Source organism: Pimelobacter simplex, from assembly GCF_900114845.1.
Lineage (GTDB): Bacteria > Actinomycetota > Actinomycetes > Propionibacteriales > Nocardioidaceae > Nocardioides > Nocardioides simplex.
Genome location: NZ_FOUK01000002.1, coordinates 725735 through 743293 on the forward strand (window position 1 = coordinate 725735; position 17559 = coordinate 743293).

Genomic DNA, 17559 nt, shown 5'->3' on the forward strand with positions numbered 1-17559 from the left:
CAGACCGGCGCCGACTCACGCCGCCGAGCGGGGGCTCAGCCGTCCTTGCCCGCGAGCTCGACCTCGACCTTCATCGACTTCCCACGGCGCTCGAGGGTGAGCTCGATCGTCTCGCCGGGCTGGTGGGTGCGGATGACGACGACGAGGTCGACGCTGTCGTAGACCTCCTGGCCGTTGACGGCGAGGATCACGTCGTCGGCCTGCAGGCCGGCCTTGCTCGCCGGGCTCCCCTTCTGGATCGACTCGAGCACCGCACCCTTGCCGTCGGGGCCCGAGTTGGGCCTCACGTTGGCCCCGATGAGCGGGTACTGCGCCTTGCCCGTCTTGAGGATCTGGTCGGCGGTCACCCGGACCTGCTCGACCGGGATCGCGAAGCCGACGCCGATGTTGCCGGCCTCGGAGTCGATCGAGCCGCCACCGGCGGTGGCGATGGCGGAGTTGACGCCGATCACCTCGCCCTTCTGGTTGACCAGCGGACCGCCGGAGTTGCCCGGGTTGATGGCGGCGTCGGTCTGCACCGCGTCGATGTACGACGACTCGTCGGCCGAGGCCCCGGTGGTGACCGGGCGGTGCAGGTAGCTGACGATGCCCGAGGTCACCGTGTCGGGCAGGTTCAGGGGCGAGCCGATCGCGACGACGGGCTCACCGACCTGGAGCTTGCTGGAGTAGCCGAGCTTGGCCGGGGTGAGCTTGTCGTGCTTCTCGACGTAGAGCACCGCGAGGTCGTAGACCGGGCTGCGGCCGACCACCTTGGCGCGGTAGCGGTTCCGCTCGTGGTCGAGGACGGTGATCTCGCCGCCGTTCTTGGCCGCGTCGGCGACGACGTGGTTGTTGGTGACGATGTGGCCGTTCTTGTCGAGCACCCATCCCGAGCCGCTGGCGCCGGCCGACTGGCCCTTGTAGTCGGCGATGATCTGGACCGTGCTCGGCAGCACCGCCTGGGCCACCGCGGCGACCGAGCCGGGAGCGGCGAGCGGGGCGTCCTTCTCGAGGTCGACGCCCCCCAGGCCCTGGTCGGAGTACGCCGGACCGGACGGCGCGTCGTCGGCGACCTTGTCGTAGACGAGCGCGCCCAGCACGCCGCCGCCCAGGCCGACGACGAGGGCGAGCGCGGCGATGGCCGGCCACATCCAGCCGGCCGGGCGTCCGGAGCGGTGGCTGCCGGGGGCCGGAGGACCGCCAGGCCCACCGGGGCCGCCGCTGCCGGGGAAGCGGACGGTGAGGTCGGCCGCCGTGGGCGGGACCGAGGGCGGCGGAGGCAGCAGCGAGGGCGCCATCGGGAGCGGCGTGGTCGGCTCGGGGCGCGCCTCGGGCGCCGGGTGCGAGGGCGGGGTGAGCGGCGCGCTCTCGGCGAGCGGCACGGCCGTGGCGCCGGGCGGCGCCCAGGGCGACGCCTCAGTCGGCGCGTTCGCCTCAGTCGGCTCGTTCGGCTCGGCCAGCTCGGTCGGCTCGGGCCCGCTGGGCTCTCGGTCGGGCTCGTGCGCGTCGTTCACGGGACCATCATGTCCGATGGTGCCGAATCACGGGGACCGCAGGTCAGGGCAGCATCCGGCGCACCGGCACCGGCAGGTTGGCCGAGAAGCCGCTCGGCGTGCTGCCGGTCGCGGGCGCGGTGGGCGACGGGGTGGCCGGGGCGCTCGGCACGCTGGTGTTGATCTGGGTGGCCGGCGGACGCCGGTCGGCGGGTGGGGCCGAGCCCACGCCGAAGCCCAGCGCGATCACGCCGAGCATGGCCGCGCCGATGGCGCCGCCGCCGAGCATGACGGCGCCGGTGGGTCGCCGGTTCGCGCCCGTGCCGGAGCCCGCCGCGGCGGCGTCGGCGAGGAAGGCGTCGCCCGGGGGCATGCTCAGCAGCGAGCCCTTGAGGTCGGACGGCGCGCCGCGGTCGGCCGCGCCGCCGGAGGAGCACAGGCCGGCCAGCCGGGTCTTGACCCAGCCCTCGCGCTCGACGAGGTCACGGCAGGCGTGGCAGTGGTAGACGTGGGCCCAGGCCTCCTCGGTCTCCCGTGCGGTGAGCTGCCCGTCGAGGAGGGCGCTCACCCGGTTGCCGAGGTGGCCGATCACGAGGCGGCTCCCCCGACCGTCACCGGGGCCGGGCCGGCGAAGCGGGTCCGGCCGGCGGTCGGGGCGCGATGCGCGAGCGCGGTGCGCAGCAGCGCCCGGCCACGGTGGATGCGCGAGCGGACGGTGCCGAGCTTGGCACCGAGGATCTCGGCGATCTCCTCGTAGCTGAGCCCCTCGATGTCGCACAGGACGACGGCGGCGCGGAAGTCGGGCGGGAGGTCGGCCAGCGCGGCGGCGACGTCGTCGTCGAAGGTCTGGTCGGCGTAGGCCGTCTCGGGCGCCAGCTCGGCGCTCGCGAGCCGGGCGGCGCGCTCGTCGGAGAGCGCGTCGAAGCGGATCCGCTGCTTGCGGCGGGCCTGGTCGAGGAAGAGGTTCGTGGTGATCCGGTGCAGCCAGCCCTCGAACGTGCCGGGGGTGTAGGTGTGCAGCGAGCGGAAGACGCGGACGAACACCTCCTGGGTGAGGTCCTCGGCGTCGTGCCGGTTGCCGGTCAGCCTCAGCGCCAGGCGGTAGACACGGTCGGAGTGCTGCTCGACGATGGTGCCCCAGTCCAGGTCGGACGGCCCCTGCCCGGCGGGCTGGGGGTGGGGATCGACGGGCTCCTTCATCGTGGCCTTCTTCCGCTGGATCAGTGCCAAGGTGTCCTGGCTCCTCTCACCGTAGGGGTGGGAACTGAGGGTTCCCTGTGAAATACCCCAACGATCGACAACGATCGGGTGTTCCCCCGGCGTCGGCTCCGGTCCCCCGGGCGCCGGACGCAATAGGGTGAGCCCGTGGCTCCGACACCGATCAACGCGACCAGCTGGACCTTCGCCGACACCTACGTCGACGAGGACGACGTCCTCGTTGCTGCCCGCGCGCGGGCCGAGGAGGTCGGCGTGGTCCCCATCGGCGCCGGCACCGGCGCCACGCTGCGCTTCCTCTCCGCGGTGCTCGAGGCCCGCGCGATCGTCGAGATCGGCACCGGCACCGGCGTCTCCGGCGTGTGGCTGCTGCGCGGCATGCGCCCCGACGGCGTGCTCACCACGGTCGACGTCGAGGCCGAGCACCAGCGCCTGGCCCGGGAGTCCTTCAAGGACGCCGGGATCGCGCCCCAGCGGGTGCGCACGATCGCCGGCTCCGCGCTCGACGTCCTCCCGCGGCTGACCGACGGGCACTACGACATCGTCTTCGCCGACGGCGACAAGCGCGAGTACGGCGCCTACCTGTCCGAGGCGCTGCGGCTGCTGCGCCCCGGCGGCGTGGTGGCCTTCGACAACGCGCTGTGGCACGACCGGGTCGCCGACCCGGCCCAGCGCGACGACGAGACCGTCGCCATCCGCGACCTGGTCGCGCAGGTCGCGGCCACCGAGGGCCTGGTCCCCGCGCTACTGCCGGTCGGCGACGGCCTGCTCGTGGCGAAGAAGGAGTGGGTCCCCGAGTCCGACTGAGACCGTCGTACCGGACAGAATGGTCGTCAGATCACCCGATCGACGACCATTTCGTCCGGTACGACGTCAGGGCGTCAGGCCGGCGAGGGGCTCGGGCGAGCCCAGCCACGACAGCAGCAGGCGCGAGCCGAAGCCGGAGGGCCCGACGGTCCACTCGTAGGACTCCTTCTCGACGTCGCCGACCGAGGCGATGTCGAGGTGGGCCCACGGGACGTCGCCCACGAACGGCCGCAGGAAGAGCGCGGCCGTGATGGCGCCGGCCCCACCCGGGTCGTTGCTCGCGTCGGCGACCTTGGAGGCCAGCTTGTCGTCGTAGCCGCGGTAGAGCGGGAAGCGCCACAGCGGCTCGCCGGCCCGCTCGCCGGCGGCGCTGAGCGCGGCGGCGAGCGCGTCGTCGGTGGCGAAGAGGCCGCCGATCTGCTGGCCGAGCGCCACCTTGACGGCGCCGGTCAGGGTCGCGATGTCGACGACGAGCGCGGGGTCGAGCTCGCTGACGGCGTAGGCCAGCGCGTCGGCGAGGACCAGCCGGCCCTCGGCGTCGGTGTTGCCGACCTCGGTGGTGCGCCCGCCCCAGTGGGTGAGCACGTCGCCGGGACGCAGCGCGCTGCCGGAGATGGCGTTCTCGGCGGCCGCGATGAGGCCGATCACCCGGACCGGGCAGTCGACGTCGGCCAGCGCGGCCATCGTCGCGAGGACGACGGCACCGCCGGTCATGTCGCGCTTCATCGAGCCCATCGAGGCACCCGGCTTGATGGAGAGACCACCGGAGTCGAAGGTGATCCCCTTGCCGACCAGGACGACGACGGGCAGCTTCTTGGCCGCCCGGGCCGACACGCCGGCCGGCGTGTAGTCGAGGCGGATCAGGCGCGGCGGCGTGGCCGAGGCGGCGCCGACGCCGAGGATGCCGCCGAAGCCCTCGTCGGCCAGGTCCTTCTCGTCCCACACCCGCACGCCGAGACCGGAAGCCGCGGCGACCTCCTCGGCCTGCGTGGCCAGCCACGCGGGGTTCTTGAGGTTCGACGGCACGGTCGCGAGCAGCCGCGAGCGCCAGCCCGCGCCGCCCAGGGCGACCGCGCGCTCGAGCGCCGAGCGGTCGGTGGCGGCCGGGGCGCCGGCGAGCACGACGCGCCGCACGGGCGTGTGCTCGGGGCCGGTGGATCGCCAGTGGAAGACGAACGAGCCGAGCATGGTGCCGGCCACGAAGGCCTCGAGCGCGACCTGGTCGTCGGGAGCGGCGTCCTCGGCGACGGCCGGGATCGAGGTCACCACGGCGGCGCGGTCGCGCGCGGCCTTGGCCATCGCGGCCCCGGCCCGGCGCAGGTCGGCGGGCCGGGCGGCGCCCACGCCGACGAGCAGCACCAGGCGCAGCGCGGGATTGGCCGGGACCCCGTCGGGGACGGGCACGGTCGCCACCTCGCCGGCGACGCCGGTCAGCCCGTGCACCTCGGCGATCCCGACCAGGTCGAGGGCGAGGTCGTCGGCGAGCTCGGCCGCGCCGAGCCCGAGCAGGATGCCGCCGTCGTCCCCCGGGAGCACGGGCAGCGCGACGACGTCGACGCCGGTGATCGCGCCGGGCAGCAGCTCGCTGGCCGCGAACTCGGGGGGTGAGACCTGGCCCGGGAGCACCGGGCCGGACGTGCGGGTGGTGACCGGGGAGGTCACCCGACCACGTTCTTGAGCGCGTCGCCGAGCGCGGAGGCCTCCTCGGCGTTGAGCTCGACCACCAGTCGGCCGCCGCCCTCGAGCGGGACGCGCATCACGATGCCGCGACCCTCCTTGGTCACCTCGAGCGGACCGTCACCGGTCCGAGGCTTCATCGCCGCCATGCGGCACCCCTCTTCCACTACCTCTGCGAGCTGTCGAGCACCCTGTGCACCCGACTGTGCGCGTGACCATTATCGCCTATGCCACACAAGGCGCGCAGCCGAGACTCGCCCTTGGGTGTACCTCAACGCTCCGTGGCGCCTCCGGGCGCGGGCATGACGACCTCGGTGGCGAGCACCCGGACGGCGTCCAGGACCAGCTGCCGGCCCGCAGGGCCCTCCTGCTCCGGGTCGTGCCAGAGCCCGCTCCAGGTCAGGCTCCCGCGGCCGATCCGGCCGTGGATGGAGCGGTACTCGAGGGGTGCGTCGGGGGCGCCGGCGATCCGCTCGAGGACCGTCACGACGCCCGCGTCGAGGGGCTCGTCGCGCTCGCGCTCGTCCATCGCGGCGAGGTCCTCGCGGACCCGGTCGAGCGCGGTCCGCAGCGCCTCCTCGGCGGCACGGGTCTCGAGCGCGGCGAGGCTGGGCTGCTCCGCGGCCCCCTCGCTGGCGTCGTACGACGACGGGCCACTCACACGTAGCCTCCGCTGGAGCTTCCGGAGCCGGAGCCGGGATAGGTGCCCTCGAACGGCCCGGGCGCGAGGATCACCGAGTCGTCGTCGTCATCGTCGTCGTCGAAGTCGCCCGAGTCCTCGGGGTGCAGGCCGGCCAGGTCGTCGATCGCGTCGTTGAGCTTGTCCTGCGCGCCGCTCACCGACTCGTCGAAGCTCGGGACGTCCTCGAGGTTCTTGGTGATCTGGTCGAGGTTGGCCTTGAGGGAGTCGATGCCGCCGCCCACGTTGACGCCGGGCAGCTCCTTGACCAGGTCGAGGATCTTCTCGAAGACCTTGAGCCGGTCGGCCGCGACCTGGGCCCAGGCGTCGACCTCGTCGACGAGCTGCTTGCAGTCCTCGATCATCTGGATGAGCTCCTGGATGTCGTTCCAGATGTCGGTGATCGCCGCGAAGCCCTTGTCGATGATGTCCCAGGCGAGCGAGACCCAGCCGATGATCGGCACCGCCTTGGAGCCGATCCGCGAGGCCACCTTGGCCAGCTTGAGGCTCATCTTGACCATGACCTTCTCGACCACGATCGCGATCTCCTCGGAGACCTTCGCGACCCACGCGTAGACGTGCTCGCCCTGGGCGAGCCCGGTGCCGACGGCCTTGAGGACCAGGTTGTACGCGTTGAGCTGGGCGATCAGGCCGAGGGAGGCCTGGCCCTTGAGCGCGAGCGTGGTCTTGCCGGAGAGCAGGCTGAAGTTGGTGCCCCAGTCGCGCATCGCCTGGCCCATGATCGTGCAGGCGTTGCCGTTGCGCTGGATGACCTCGTAGTTGCCCGAGAGCGGGTAGACGATCATCTCGCGCAGGCTGTCGGTGGGCAGCTTGGGGACGTCGGCGATGTCGACGCCGGCGTCGCGGGCGACGCCGATCGCCCAGTTGATGCCGTCGATGCCGGAGTTGATGGTGTCGCGGAAGCCGTCCCAGGTGTCGCTGGCGACCTGGAACCTGTCGTCGTGCTTGCCGGCGAGCTGCTCGCCGCCCTTCTCGGGCTCGCTGAGGTCGATCGGGACCGGGTCGAGCTTGAGCGCCTCGATGGCCGCGGCGACGTCGGGCGCCCCGCCGTCCTCGGCGATGCCGGCGGCGAGGTTGAGGAACGTGTGGTTGACCGCGCCGTCGGTGAGGTCGATGTCCTTGGCCGAGAGGACGACGGCGTCGCGCACGCCGGACCAGCGCCCGGCGAAGAACGTCTGCATGTCGGTGAAGTAGCCCTGCAGCGTGGGCATCACGTCGGCGATCGGCTTGAGCGCGCAGAGGTCGTAGTCGAAGCCCTCCTTGCTGCAGACCCAGGTGTTCGCGTAGTCGCGGATCTTCTCCGAGTCGGCGCCGACGTCGTCGAACACCGTGAGCAGCTGCTCGAGGTTGCCCCAGTTGATCTCGAGGTCGATGGTCATCGTTCTCCGTCCCGGTACGGTCGCTGCCGGCGGTCGGTGGGAGCACCGCCCTGCCGGCGGGCCGCCTACCCGGGGAGGTCGATCGACAAACCGGGAACGGCCAGGTAGGACGACGCGAGCTCGCGCGCGATCGTCCGCAGCCGCTGCGGCGTCCCGGCCGCCACGTGGTCGCGGTGCGCGAAGACCTCGACCACCAGCGTGCCCTCGTCGAGGGGCACGAACTCCTGGGCGTAGGTCCAGGCCGCGAACTTCCCGGTGGCCTCGGTGACGGTGGTGCCGTCGAGGTCGACCTGCGCGGTCGCCAGCCCCGGCTGCAGCTCGGTGCTGAGCACCCGGTCGAGCTTCTCGGCGCTGGGGTGCAGGTCCCACTCGATGCTGATCGGGTCGCCGAGCTCGGTGTCCACCGCGCAGTGCAGGGCCCCGGAGAGCTCGCTCTGCGGCTTCACGGTGCGCACCGCGCCCGCCCAGTCGGCGGCCTGCTCGTCGGTGACGACGGCGCACACGTCGGCGGGCTGCCCGGAGCCGGAGCTCGCCGGGTCGGAGGCGGCACCGGTGGGGTCGGCCGCGGGCTCGTCGTCGCCGCCGGAGCAGCCGGCGGTGGCGAGCAGGGTGAGGACGGCGAGGGTCCCGAGAGCGGCACGCATGGTCGCGAACCTACTCGGCGGCCTCGACGGCCTCGTCAGCCGGCTCGACGGTCTCGTCAACCGGCTCGGCCGGCTCGGCCGGCTCGGCCGGCTCGGCCGGTGGCGCCGGGGGCCGGGCGGCGCGGTCCATCTCACCGGCCAGGCGCTGCAGGAGCGCGTCGACCTCCGACATCCGGTAGCCGCGGAAGGCCAGCGAGAAGCGCACGGTGCGCAGGTCGCCGGGTCCGATCGGCCGGTCCGACGGGACGAGGGCGTCGGGGCGGTCGTCGTACGCCGTGCGCATCGGCTCGCCGTGCCCGGCAGCGAGGAGCGCGACCCCGCCCATCGCGAGCACGATGAGCACCGCGAACACCCACATCATCGGATGGGACATCCCCGCGCCTCAGCCGTGCACGTCGCGCGCGGCGACCATGAGCGCGACCGCCTCGTCGACGTCGTCGGTGAGGGTGAGCATGTCGAGGTCGGACTGCTTGATGCGGGCGTCCTCGAGCATCGAGCCCTGCATCCAGTCGAGCAGACCCTGCCAGTGCTCCACGCCCATCAGGACGATCGGGAACTGGGTGATCTTGAGCGTCTGGGCGAGCGTCATCGCCTCGAACAGCTCGTCGAGCGTGCCGAGCCCGCCGGGCAGGACGACATAGCCCTGGCTGTACTTGACGAACATCATCTTGCGGACGAAGAAGTACCGGAAGTTGAGCCCGAAGGTGATGTAGTCGTTGAGCTTGGCCTCCCAGGGCAGCTCGATGCCGAGCCCGACGCTCTCGCCGCCGGCCTCGATCGCGCCCTTGTTGGCCGCCTCCATCGCGCCGGGACCGCCGCCGGTGATGACGGCGAAGCCGGCCTTCGCGAGCGCGCCGCCCACCCGCACCCCGATGTCGTACGCCGGGTGGGTGGCCGGGATCCGGGCCGAGCCGAACACGGAGATGGCCGGGCCGACCTCGGCGAGGTCGTTGAAGCCCTCGACGAACTCGGCCTGGATCTTGAGCACCCGCCAGGGATCGGTGTGCACCCATCCGCTGTCGCCGCGGCTGTCGAGCAGTCGCTGGTCGGTGGTCGATCCCTCGGGGCGTCCCGCGCTGGGACGGGGGCCGGGGCCACTGCGCCTGGTCATGCGTTCTCCTCCGTGGTGGGGGTGGTCTCGCCGTGCAGCCAGGCCGCGAGCTGCTGCTCGCAGCGCCGGATCTGGGCGACCTCGACGTGCTCGTCCTGCTTGTGGGCCAGCATCGGGTCCCCGGGACCGTAGTTGACGGCAGGCACGCCGAGCGCGGTGAAGCGGGCGACGTCGGTCCAGCCGAACTTGGGGTGCACCTCTCCCCCGACGGCCTCGACGAAGGCGTGGGCGGCGGGCCGGTCGAGGCCGGGCAGCGCACCGGGGGCGGTGTCGGTGAGGGCGATCTCGAAGCCGTCGAAGAACTCCCGGACGTAGGCGAGCGCGTCCTGCTCGGAGCGGTCGGGCGCGAACCGGTAGTTCACCGTCACCACGCACTCGTCGGGGATGACGTTGCCCGCGACGCCACCGCTGATGCCGACGGCGTTGAGGCCCTCGTGGTACTCGAGGCCGTCGATCACCGGGCGCCGCGCGTCGTACGCGGAGAGCCGGCGCAGCACCTCCCCGGCGCCGTGGATCGCGTTGACCCCGCGCCAGCTCCGCGCGGAGTGCGCGCGCTCGCCGCGGGTGCGGACCTCGACGCGCAGCGTGCCCTGGCAGCCCGCCTCGACGCCCGCGTTGGACGGCTCCATCAGGATCGCGAAGTCGGCCTCGAGCAGCTCCGGGTCGGACTCGGCCAGCAGCCGCAGGCCGTTGAACTCCGACTCGATCTCCTCGGCCTCGTAGAGGACGTAGGTGACGTCGTGCACCGGCTCGGTGACGGTCGCGGCGAGCTTGAGGATGACGGCGTCGCCCCCCTTCATGTCGCACGTGCCGAGGCCGTGCAGGATGCCCGCCGCCTCGTCGTACCGGCTGGGGAAGTTGTCGTTGACCGGCACCGTGTCGAGATGGCCGGCCACCACCACCCGCGAGGGGCGGCCCAGCGCAGTGCGCGCGACCACCGTGTGACCGCGCCGGATCACCTCGAGGTGGGACAGGCTCCGCAGCGCGGTCTCGACCGCGTCGGCGATCTCCTGCTCGTCACGGCTCACCGACTCGATGTCGACGAGCTGGCGGGTCAGGGTGACGACGTCGGCGGTCAGGTCGATCGGAGGCACGGGTGACAGTCAACCAGCACCGGGTTCGCCCGGCGCTCAGGGACGCACGACCGAGCGCGCCAGGCCGCGCGCGGCCGGCAGCACCACCCGGACCGGCGCGCCCTGGCTCGCCCGGGGCAGCCGCGCGACGGCGACGCCGCGACGCGAGGCCCTCGGCCGCTGCACCGTGCGCCACTTGCCCTGGCGCTTGACCTGGACGGCCACCCGCAGGCCGCGGATCGACTTCGCGGGGGCCACCGCGACCTTGGCGCGGGTACCGCTCACCCGGAGCGTGGCGTGGCGGGCGACCGACAGCTTCACGACCGAGGACGTCGACGGCGCCCAGGTGTCGTTCGCGTACGACCGGCCGCCGGTCGTGTGCACCCGCACCCAGACCGCCCGCTTGATCGACCAGGTGCCCTCCCAGCGGACCAGGTACGACGGCTCGGAGTCGACCGTGCGCCAGGTCCGGCCGCGGTCGGCCGAGACCTGGAACTGGGTGTCGCCGGCCCAGATCGTGCCCTGCACCGGGTCGGTGTTGCCCACGCAGTGGGTGTCGAGCTGGGCCGAGAACGAGAAGTGCTCGCCGTAGGTCACCCGCATCCGGCTGGGCACGCCCCAGGTGGCGTGCGACGCGACCCAGCGCGGCGAGCTGGTGCAGGTGGCGTTGGTGGCCTGCGCCGGCGGCGCGGCGACGACGACGGCCAGTCCGGCGGCCACGGCGAGACCGACGAGAGCGCGCGTCATCCGGGTGATCAGGAGGGGCATGGGGGGCATCCTGCGCCGGGCGGGTTCGCCCCAAACGTCGTCCCCCTAGGGTCGGGGCATGCGCCCGTTCTGGAAGAAGCGGCCCCCGGTCGAGCGGCCGGCCCGCCCCGCGACCACCGAGGCGGAGGTGCGCGAGCACGCCGAGGCCGTGGTGCACGCGGGCTTCCTCGACCTCGCGGACGCCGTCGAGCAGGTGACGGAGTACTTCGACGGCGACGGCCCGCCCACCGCGCGGGTCGAGCAGATCGTGCGGGCGGCGTGGGCCGCGCGCGCCGTCGCGGTCGGGTCCGGGAGCGGGACCGACGACCACGCACGGCTGGCGAGCGCGTTCGCGGCGCTGGCCGGCGACGGGATCGTCGGCCGGATGGACTTCACGTGCTGCCAGACGTGCGGGCACGCCGAGATCGACGACGAGCGGGGCCCGGCGCGCGACGAGCGCGGCTACACGTTCTTCCACCAGCAGGACACCGAGCGGATCGCCGACGGCCGCCTCTACCTGGCCTACGGCGCGTTCGACCGGGAGGTGGCCGAGGAGGAGATCGCCGGCACCGTCGTCGACCGGCTGCGTGCCCAGGGGCTGACGGTCGCCTGGGACGGCGAGACCACCTCGCGCATCGAGGTCGAGATCGGCGACTGGCGCAAGCCGCTGCCGGCCTAGGTCTCGCGCCGGCGAGACCTAGACCGGCAGCGCCGGGCGCGGGCAGGCCGGCTCAGGCGCGCTCGAGGCTGAGCGCCGCCTTCTCGCCGTCGCCGACGACGACCTCGGTGGCGCCGGGCGCCCCCTCCTCCGCCACCGTGTACGACGTCGCGAGGGTCTCGCCCGCGATGAGCGCCTCGTGGGCGCGGGCCGCGGCGAGCACCGGCGCACCGCCGGAGACGGTGAGCTCGATCCGGTCGGTGACGTCGAGTCCGCTGTCGCGGCGCAGCTGCTGCACGGCGCGGACCAGGTCGCGGGCCAGGCCCTCCTCGGCGAGCTCGGGCGTGACGACGGTGTCGAGGACGACGAAGCCGCCGCTGGGGAGCATGCCGGTGGCGGTGCCCTCGGCGGCGTCGCCGACGACGGTCTCGAGGGAGTACTCCCCCTCGACCAGGGCCAGGCCGCCGGCGGTGACCGTGCCGTCGGCGGCGACGGACCAGTCGCCGGACTTCGAGCCCTTGATCGCGAGCTGGACGTCCTTGCCCAGGCGCGGGCCGGCCGCGCGGGCGTTGACGCTGAGCTTCTGCTCGACGCCGTAGCCGGCCGCCTCGTCGGAGTCGGCGGCGAGCAGGCGCACGGCGCGGACGTTGACCTCGTCGGCGACGATCGCCGCGAACGGCTCGAGCGCGGCCGGGTCGTCGACCACGACGGTGAGCGCCGAGAGCGGCAGCCGGTTGCGGAGCTTGGCGGCCTTGCGCAGCGCCGACGTCGCGGAGCAGACCTCGCGGACCTGGTCCATGGCGGCGACGAGCGCGTCGTCGGCCGGCAGCGCCGACACGTCGGGCCAGTCGGCCAGGTGCACCGAGCGGCCGCCGGTCAGGCCGCGCCAGATCTCCTCGGTGGTGAGCGGCAGCAGCGGGGCCACCGAGCGGCAGACCACGTCGAGGACGGCGGCCAGGGTCTCGAACGCCTCGGGCTTGCCCTCCCAGAACCGCTCCCGCGAGCGGCGGACGTACCAGTTGGTCAGCACGTCGAGGAAGGTCCGCGTGGTCTCGCAGGCGTCGGCGATCGCATAGTCGTCGAGCTCGCCCGTGAGCTTCTCGACGTACTGGCGCGTCTTGGCGAGCAGGTAGCGGTCGAGCGGGTCGGTCGAGTCGGTGCGCCCGGCCGCGTCGTACTGCTCGGCGTTGGCGTAGAGCGCGAAGAAGTACCAGGTGTTCCAGAGCGGGATCATCACCTGGCGCACGGCGTCCCGGATGCCCTGCTCGGTGACGACGAGGTTGCCGCCCCGCAGGATCGGCGAGGCCATCAGGAACCAGCGCATCGCGTCGGCGCCGTCGCGGTCGAAGACCTCCGAGACGTCGGGGTAGTTGCGCAGCGACTTCGACATCTTGTTGCCGTCGGAGCCGAGGACGATGCCGTGGCTGATGCACGACGAGAACGCCGGCTTGTCGAAGAGCGCGGTGGCCAGGATGTGCAGCGTGTAGAACCAGCCGCGGGTCTGGCCGATGTACTCGACGATGAAGTCGGCCGGGAAGTGCTGCTCGAACCACTCGGCGTTCTCGAACGGGTAGTGCACCTGGCCGAACGACATCGAGCCCGAGTCGAACCACACGTCGAGGACGTCGGTGACCCGGCGCATCGTCGACTTGCCGGTCGGGTCGTCGGGGTTGGGCCGGGTCAGCTCGTCGACCCACGGGCGGTGCAGGTCGCGCTCCCCCTGGGCGTTGCGCGGCAGCCGGCCGAAGTCGCGCTCGATCTCCTCGAACGAGCCGTAGACGTCGATGCGCGGGTACGCCTCGTCGTCGGACTTCCACACCGGGACGGGCGAACCCCAGAAGCGGTTGCGGGTGATCGACCAGTCGCGGGCGTTGTCGACCCACTTGCCGAACTGGCCGTCCTTGATGTGCTCGGGGACCCAGCGGATCTCCTGGTTGAGCTCGGCCATCCGCTTCTTGAACGCCGTCACCTCGACGAACCAGCTGCTCACGCCCTTGTAGATCAGGGGCTCGCGGCAGCGCCAGCAGTGCGGGTACGAGTGGTCGTAGGTCTCGCGGCGCAGCAGCAGCGTGCCCGGCGTGACGGCGCCGCCGGTGCTCTTGAGGTCGTCGATGATGTGCGGGTTGGCGTCGAAGACCAGCATGCCGGCGTACTCGGTGACGGGCGCGGTGAACCGGCCGTCCTTGCCGACCGGCATCACCGGCTCGATGCCCTCGCGGTCGGTGACCTCCTTGTCGACCTCACCGAACGCGCCGGCGCTGTGCACGAGACCCGTACCGTCGGTCGTCGTCACGGCCTCGTCGGCGGCGACGACGCGGAAGGCGTTCTCGTGGCCCGCGTAGTACGCGAACGGGGGCGCGTAGGTCAGCCCGAGCAGGTCGGATCCCTTGCCCTGCCAGGTGATCGCCGGCTCGTCGCCCAGCTCGCGGGCGTACGCCGCCAGGCGGGCCTCGGCGAGCACGAGACGGTCACCGTCGTGCTCGACGACGACGTAGTCGATGTCGGAGCCGACCATCACCGCGAGGTTGCTGGGCAGCGTCCACGGGGTCGTCGTCCAGATCATCAGCTTGGCGCCCTCGAACGGGCCCGGCGTGGTGATGCGGAAGCCCACGGTCACGGCGGGGTCCTGGCGCATCTGGTAGACGTCGTCGTCCATCCGCAGCTCGTGGTTCGACAGCGGCGTCTCGTCGTTCCAGCAGTACGGCAGGACCCGGAAGCCCTCGTAGACCAGGCCCTTGTCGAACAGGCTCTTGAACGCCCACAGCACCGACTCCATGAACTCGGGGTTCATGGTCCGGTAGTCGTTGTCGAAGTCGACCCAGCGCGCCTGGCGGGTGACGTAGTCGCGCCACTCGCCGGTGTACTTGAGCACCGACGCGCGGCAGGCGTCGTTGAACTTGTCGATGCCCATCTCGACGATCTCGTCGGTGGTCTTGATGCCGTTCAGGCGCATCGCCTCGAGCTCGGCGGGCAGCCCGTGGGTGTCCCAGCCGAAGCGGCGCTCCACGCGCTTGCCGCGCATGGTCTGGTAGCGCGGGACGATGTCCTTGACGTAGCCGGTGAGCAGGTGGCCGTAGTGCGGCAGGCCGTTGGCGAACGGCGGGCCGTCGTAGAAGACGAACTCGTTCTCGCCGTTGCTGCCCGGGTCGCGCTGCGCGACGCTCGCCCGGAAGGTGTCGTCCTCGGCCCAGTAGGCGAGGACCCCCTCCTCGATCGCGGGGAAGCGCGGCGAGCTCGGGACGGCACCCTGGCCGGCGGTCGGGTCGGTGGTGACCTTGGGATAGGTCATGGTGGCGGTCTCCTGCGGTGCGTCCGGTGGTTGAGCTTGTCGAAACCCACGAGGACGACGTCTGCCGCGGTACCACCTCGCTTGCCGCTCCCGCCGGTGACGGGGACGACCGCTCGTTGCAGGCTGTGACGGGCCCACCCGCCGGGTTCTACTGAGGTCTCGGTGGTTGAGCTTGCCGAAACCCTTTCTTCCCGGGGCTCGCCGCTGATGACGGCTCGAACGCCTTGTCCCCCAGCGTAGGGCGTGGTGCGCCCGATCGGGAAACCGGTTTGCTCCTAGGGTGGGGCGGGTGAGCGCCTCGGAGCAGCAGCTGTTCGTCGGGATCGACCTGGCCTGGGTCAACGGCCGCACCGGCCTCGCCGCCGTCGACCGGGCCGGAGCGCTGGTCGACAGCACCACCGTGTCGTCCGACGACGAGATCGCGGCGTGGGTCGAGGGGCTGCCCGGCACGGTCGTGGTGGCCGCGGTCGACGCGCCGCTGCTGGTGCCCAACGAGACGGGCCAGCGGCCGGCGGAGACGGCGATCAGCCGGGCCTACGGGACGTTCAAGATCGGCGCCCACACCGCCAACCGGGGCCGTCCCGGGATGGCCGAGCCGCGCGCGAAGGTGCTCGCCGAGCGCTTCGGCTGGAGCGTCGCGCCGACCCACCGCGGCAGCGTCGGCTGGCCGGTGTGCATCGAGGTCTACCCGCACCCCGCGATGGTGGCGCTGTTCGCGCTGCCGGAGCGGCTGACCTACAAGTCGAAGTTCCCCTTCGACGTGCGCCGGGCCGCGTTCGCCGAGCTGGTCGGCCACCTCGAGACCATCACCGAGCTGGGGCTCGGGGGTCACGCGCGCTGGGCGGCGCTCGCGGCCGCCGTCCGGGACGCGGGGACGCAGGGCGACCTCAACGCGGTCGAGGACGAGCTCGACGGCATCCTGTGCGCGCACCTGGCCTGGCGCTGGCACGAGCGTCCCGAGTCGCTGCAGGTCTACCCGAGCCTGCAGGAGTGGGAGGACGGCTACATCGTCGCGCCGGCACCGCCGGTCCGGCCGCTGCCGGCGCCCCCGACCGACGAGCTCGCGAACTACCGCGACTACCTGGGCGTCTACCGCGAGACGCTGGCCCGCAAGTGCGCCGGCCTCTCCCCCGCCGACCTGGCCCGCCGCTCGGTGCCGCCGAGCCGGCTCAGCCTGTTGGGGATGGTGCGGCACATGGCGCGGGTCGAGCACTTCTGGTTCCAGATGGCGCTCCAGGGCCGGCCCGGTCCGCGGCTGCACGACGACGACGGCGACGCCGGCTTCGCCCAGGTCGAGGCCACCCAGGAGGCGGTCGACGCGGCCGACGCCGCCTGGCGCGAGCAGGTCGCGATCGCCGACGCCTGGCTCGACCAGCAGACCGACGCGACGCTCGGTGACGTCGTCACCTTCCGCGAGGGCACCGAGACCGCGAGCGTGCGCGACATCCTGGTGCACATGATCGAGGAGTACGCCCGGCACTGCGGGCACGCCGACCTGCTCCGCGAGTGCATCGACGGCACCACCGGCGAGTGATGTCGGCGCCCTCCGGGAGGATGGGTCCGTGAACCACCTCCTCGACGACGCCGTCGCCTCCGAGCGCCTCGCCGACGGCCGGCACCGGGTCCAGCTCACGGCCGACTGGCACACCGCGAACCAGACGCCCAACGGCGGCTACATCCTCGCGCTGCTCCTCCACGCCGTGCTCCAGGAGTCGAAGCACCCCGACGCGCTGACGATCGCGATCACCTACTTCCGCCCCGCCACGGCCGGACCGGCCGACATCGCGGTCCGCGAGGTCCGCGCCGGCCGCCGCGTCTCGACGTACGACGCGGTGCTGGTCCAGGACGACAAGGAGATCGCGCACGCCGTCGTCAGCACCCACGACTGGGACGCCGCCGGCACGTTCGAGCACACGCCGCACGCCGCGCCCGACGTCCCGGCGCCGGCCGACTGCGCCGACGTGAGCGCGCTCGTGCCCGAGGGCATGGTGCCGATCCTCGACCGCTACACCTACCGCGCGCCGGCCGCCCCCGGGTGGCTCGCGGGCCAGCCCTCCGGCATCACCGAGTCGCTGTGCTGGATCCGCGCCGCCGACGAGCGGCCGGTCGACGCGCTGCTGGCCGGCGCCATGGTCGACGCCTTCCCGCCGGTGACCGCCGAGATCGGTCACCTCGCCTCGGCCACCATCCAGCTCACCGTGCACTTCCGGCGCCGGGTCGAGCCCGGCACGGTGTGGGCGCTCGGGCACGTCACCTCGCGCCACGTGCTCTCCGGCTACCACGACGAGGACGTCGAGCTGTGGGACGAGCAGGGCCGCCTGCTCGCGCAGAGCCGGCAGCTCGCGATCCTCGCCGACGGCTGAGCCGGCCGCGCTCACTGCTCCGCGAGCGTGATCCGCGTCCCCGCGTCGAGGGTGGGGGTCTCGAGCTCGATGCTGCCGCCGCGGTCGAACGAGAACGACGTCGCGAGGTCGCGCAGGCCGCCGTCCACGGCGAGCCGGGCACTGGTCTCGAGCGCGATCTCGCCGCCGTCGACCTGGACGACGGTCACCTCGAGCTCGTCCTCGCCGAGCACGTCGACGGTGAACGAGTCGCCCTCGGCCAGGGTCCGGGTGAAGCGCTCGGGCTCGGGCTGCTCGCGCGACCAGCCGCTCCAGTCCTGGACGGTCACGTCCAGCTCGACCGGGCCGTCGTCCCCGCAGGCGGTGAGCAGGAGCGCGCCCGGGAGCGCCAGGAGAGCGAGCAGGAGCCGGGGTCCGCGTGCCATGTCCGTCCGACGACGCGGGG

18 protein-coding genes are annotated in these 17559 nt (G+C 72.8%); 4 read left to right on the forward strand and 14 right to left on the reverse strand.

The genetic code is table 11. From position 1 onward, the window contains the following. Positions 1–35 precede the first annotated feature (35 nt). Genes BM223_RS11020 through sigE form a run of 3 tightly spaced genes read right to left on the reverse strand, consistent with a single transcriptional unit; the run spans position 36 to position 2672 of the window. Entirely contained in the window at positions 36–1493 is a 1458-nt protein-coding gene (locus BM223_RS11020; protein ID WP_052138400.1) for a S1C family serine protease, read from the reverse strand. Between the two features lie 43 nt (positions 1494–1536). Then, positions 1537–2064 carry an anti-sigma factor gene (locus BM223_RS11025; protein ID WP_052138399.1) on the reverse strand — a complete coding sequence of 176 codons (528 nt, stop codon included), beginning with the start codon at positions 2062–2064 and terminating at the stop codon, positions 1537–1539. Continuing rightward, positions 2061–2672 (reverse strand): RNA polymerase sigma factor SigE, encoded by a 612-nt coding sequence (sigE, locus tag BM223_RS11030; RefSeq protein ID WP_038683930.1) that lies wholly within the window; start codon positions 2670–2672, stop codon positions 2061–2063. The genes BM223_RS11025 and sigE overlap by 4 nt, the downstream gene beginning before the upstream one ends. 165 nt (positions 2673–2837) lie before the next feature. Here sigE and BM223_RS11035 point away from each other — a divergent pair, with 165 nt between their 5' ends. Continuing rightward, complete coding sequence (locus tag BM223_RS11035; protein ID WP_052138398.1) at positions 2838–3494, forward strand: O-methyltransferase; 657 nt, start codon at positions 2838–2840, stop codon at positions 3492–3494. 66 nt (positions 3495–3560) lie between these two features. On the opposite strand, the gene BM223_RS11040 is transcribed toward BM223_RS11035, so the two are convergent. The 9 genes from BM223_RS11040 to BM223_RS11080 form a co-directional block, all read right to left on the reverse strand. Further along, a complete protein-coding gene (locus BM223_RS11040; RefSeq protein WP_082003603.1) occupies positions 3561–5156 on the reverse strand; it encodes a leucyl aminopeptidase family protein in 1596 nt (531 codons plus the stop codon). After that, complete coding sequence (locus tag BM223_RS11045) at positions 5153–5320, reverse strand: DUF3117 domain-containing protein (protein ID WP_075018558.1); 168 nt, start codon at positions 5318–5320, stop codon at positions 5153–5155. The genes BM223_RS11040 and BM223_RS11045 overlap by 4 nt, the downstream gene beginning before the upstream one ends. Before the next feature lie 122 nt (positions 5321–5442). After that, positions 5443–5832 carry a hypothetical protein gene (locus tag BM223_RS11050; protein WP_038677836.1) on the reverse strand — a complete coding sequence of 130 codons (390 nt, stop codon included), beginning with the start codon at positions 5830–5832 and terminating at the stop codon, positions 5443–5445. Then, positions 5829–7250 carry a hypothetical protein gene (locus BM223_RS11055; RefSeq protein WP_038677835.1) on the reverse strand — a complete coding sequence of 474 codons (1422 nt, stop codon included), beginning with the start codon at positions 7248–7250 and terminating at the stop codon, positions 5829–5831. The genes BM223_RS11050 and BM223_RS11055 overlap by 4 nt, the downstream gene beginning before the upstream one ends. A gap of 65 nt (positions 7251–7315) precedes the next feature. Beyond that, positions 7316–7894, reverse strand: coding sequence for a hypothetical protein (locus BM223_RS11060; protein WP_038677834.1), 579 nt, complete (start codon positions 7892–7894; stop codon positions 7316–7318). Between the two features lie 10 nt (positions 7895–7904). Beyond that, complete coding sequence (locus BM223_RS11065; protein ID WP_235319215.1) at positions 7905–8267, reverse strand: DivIVA domain-containing protein; 363 nt, start codon at positions 8265–8267, stop codon at positions 7905–7907. 9 nt (positions 8268–8276) lie between these two features. Then, positions 8277–9005 carry an LOG family protein gene (locus BM223_RS11070; protein ID WP_038677833.1) on the reverse strand — a complete coding sequence of 243 codons (729 nt, stop codon included), beginning with the start codon at positions 9003–9005 and terminating at the stop codon, positions 8277–8279. Continuing rightward, positions 9002–10099: a succinyl-diaminopimelate desuccinylase gene (dapE, locus tag BM223_RS11075; protein ID WP_141267203.1), complete on the reverse strand. Its 1098-nt coding sequence runs from the start codon at positions 10097–10099 to the stop codon at positions 9002–9004. Before dapE ends, BM223_RS11070 begins: the two co-directional genes overlap by 4 nt. A gap of 36 nt (positions 10100–10135) precedes the next feature. Continuing rightward, positions 10136–10846, reverse strand: a complete 711-nt coding sequence (locus tag BM223_RS11080) for a hypothetical protein (protein WP_038677831.1) — start codon at positions 10844–10846, stop codon at positions 10136–10138. A 58-nt stretch (positions 10847–10904) separates the two neighbouring features. Here BM223_RS11080 and BM223_RS11085 point away from each other — a divergent pair, with 58 nt between their 5' ends. Beyond that, the gene (locus BM223_RS11085) at positions 10905–11504 is read left to right on the forward strand and encodes a DUF6891 domain-containing protein (RefSeq protein ID WP_052138396.1); all 600 of its coding nucleotides are present in this window, start codon (positions 10905–10907) and stop codon (positions 11502–11504) included. 52 nt (positions 11505–11556) lie between these two features. On the opposite strand, the gene ileS is transcribed toward BM223_RS11085, so the two are convergent. Beyond that, a complete protein-coding gene (ileS, locus tag BM223_RS11090; RefSeq protein WP_038677830.1) occupies positions 11557–14772 on the reverse strand; it encodes an isoleucine--tRNA ligase in 3216 nt (1071 codons plus the stop codon). A 289-nt stretch (positions 14773–15061) separates the two neighbouring features. Between ileS and BM223_RS27875 the strand changes: the two genes are divergently transcribed. After that, complete coding sequence (locus BM223_RS27875) at positions 15062–16306, forward strand: DUF429 domain-containing protein (RefSeq protein WP_158510188.1); 1245 nt, start codon at positions 15062–15064, stop codon at positions 16304–16306. 28 nt (positions 16307–16334) lie between these two features. Beyond that, positions 16335–17135 (forward strand): acyl-CoA thioesterase, encoded by an 801-nt coding sequence (locus tag BM223_RS11105; RefSeq protein ID WP_038677829.1) that lies wholly within the window; start codon positions 16335–16337, stop codon positions 17133–17135. Positions 17136–17146: 11 nt separating this feature from the next. Here BM223_RS11105 and BM223_RS11110 read toward each other — a convergent pair whose 3' ends face one another. Next, positions 17147–17539, reverse strand: a complete 393-nt coding sequence (locus BM223_RS11110; RefSeq protein WP_038677828.1) for a hypothetical protein — start codon at positions 17537–17539, stop codon at positions 17147–17149. Positions 17540–17559: the final 20 nt, after the last annotated feature.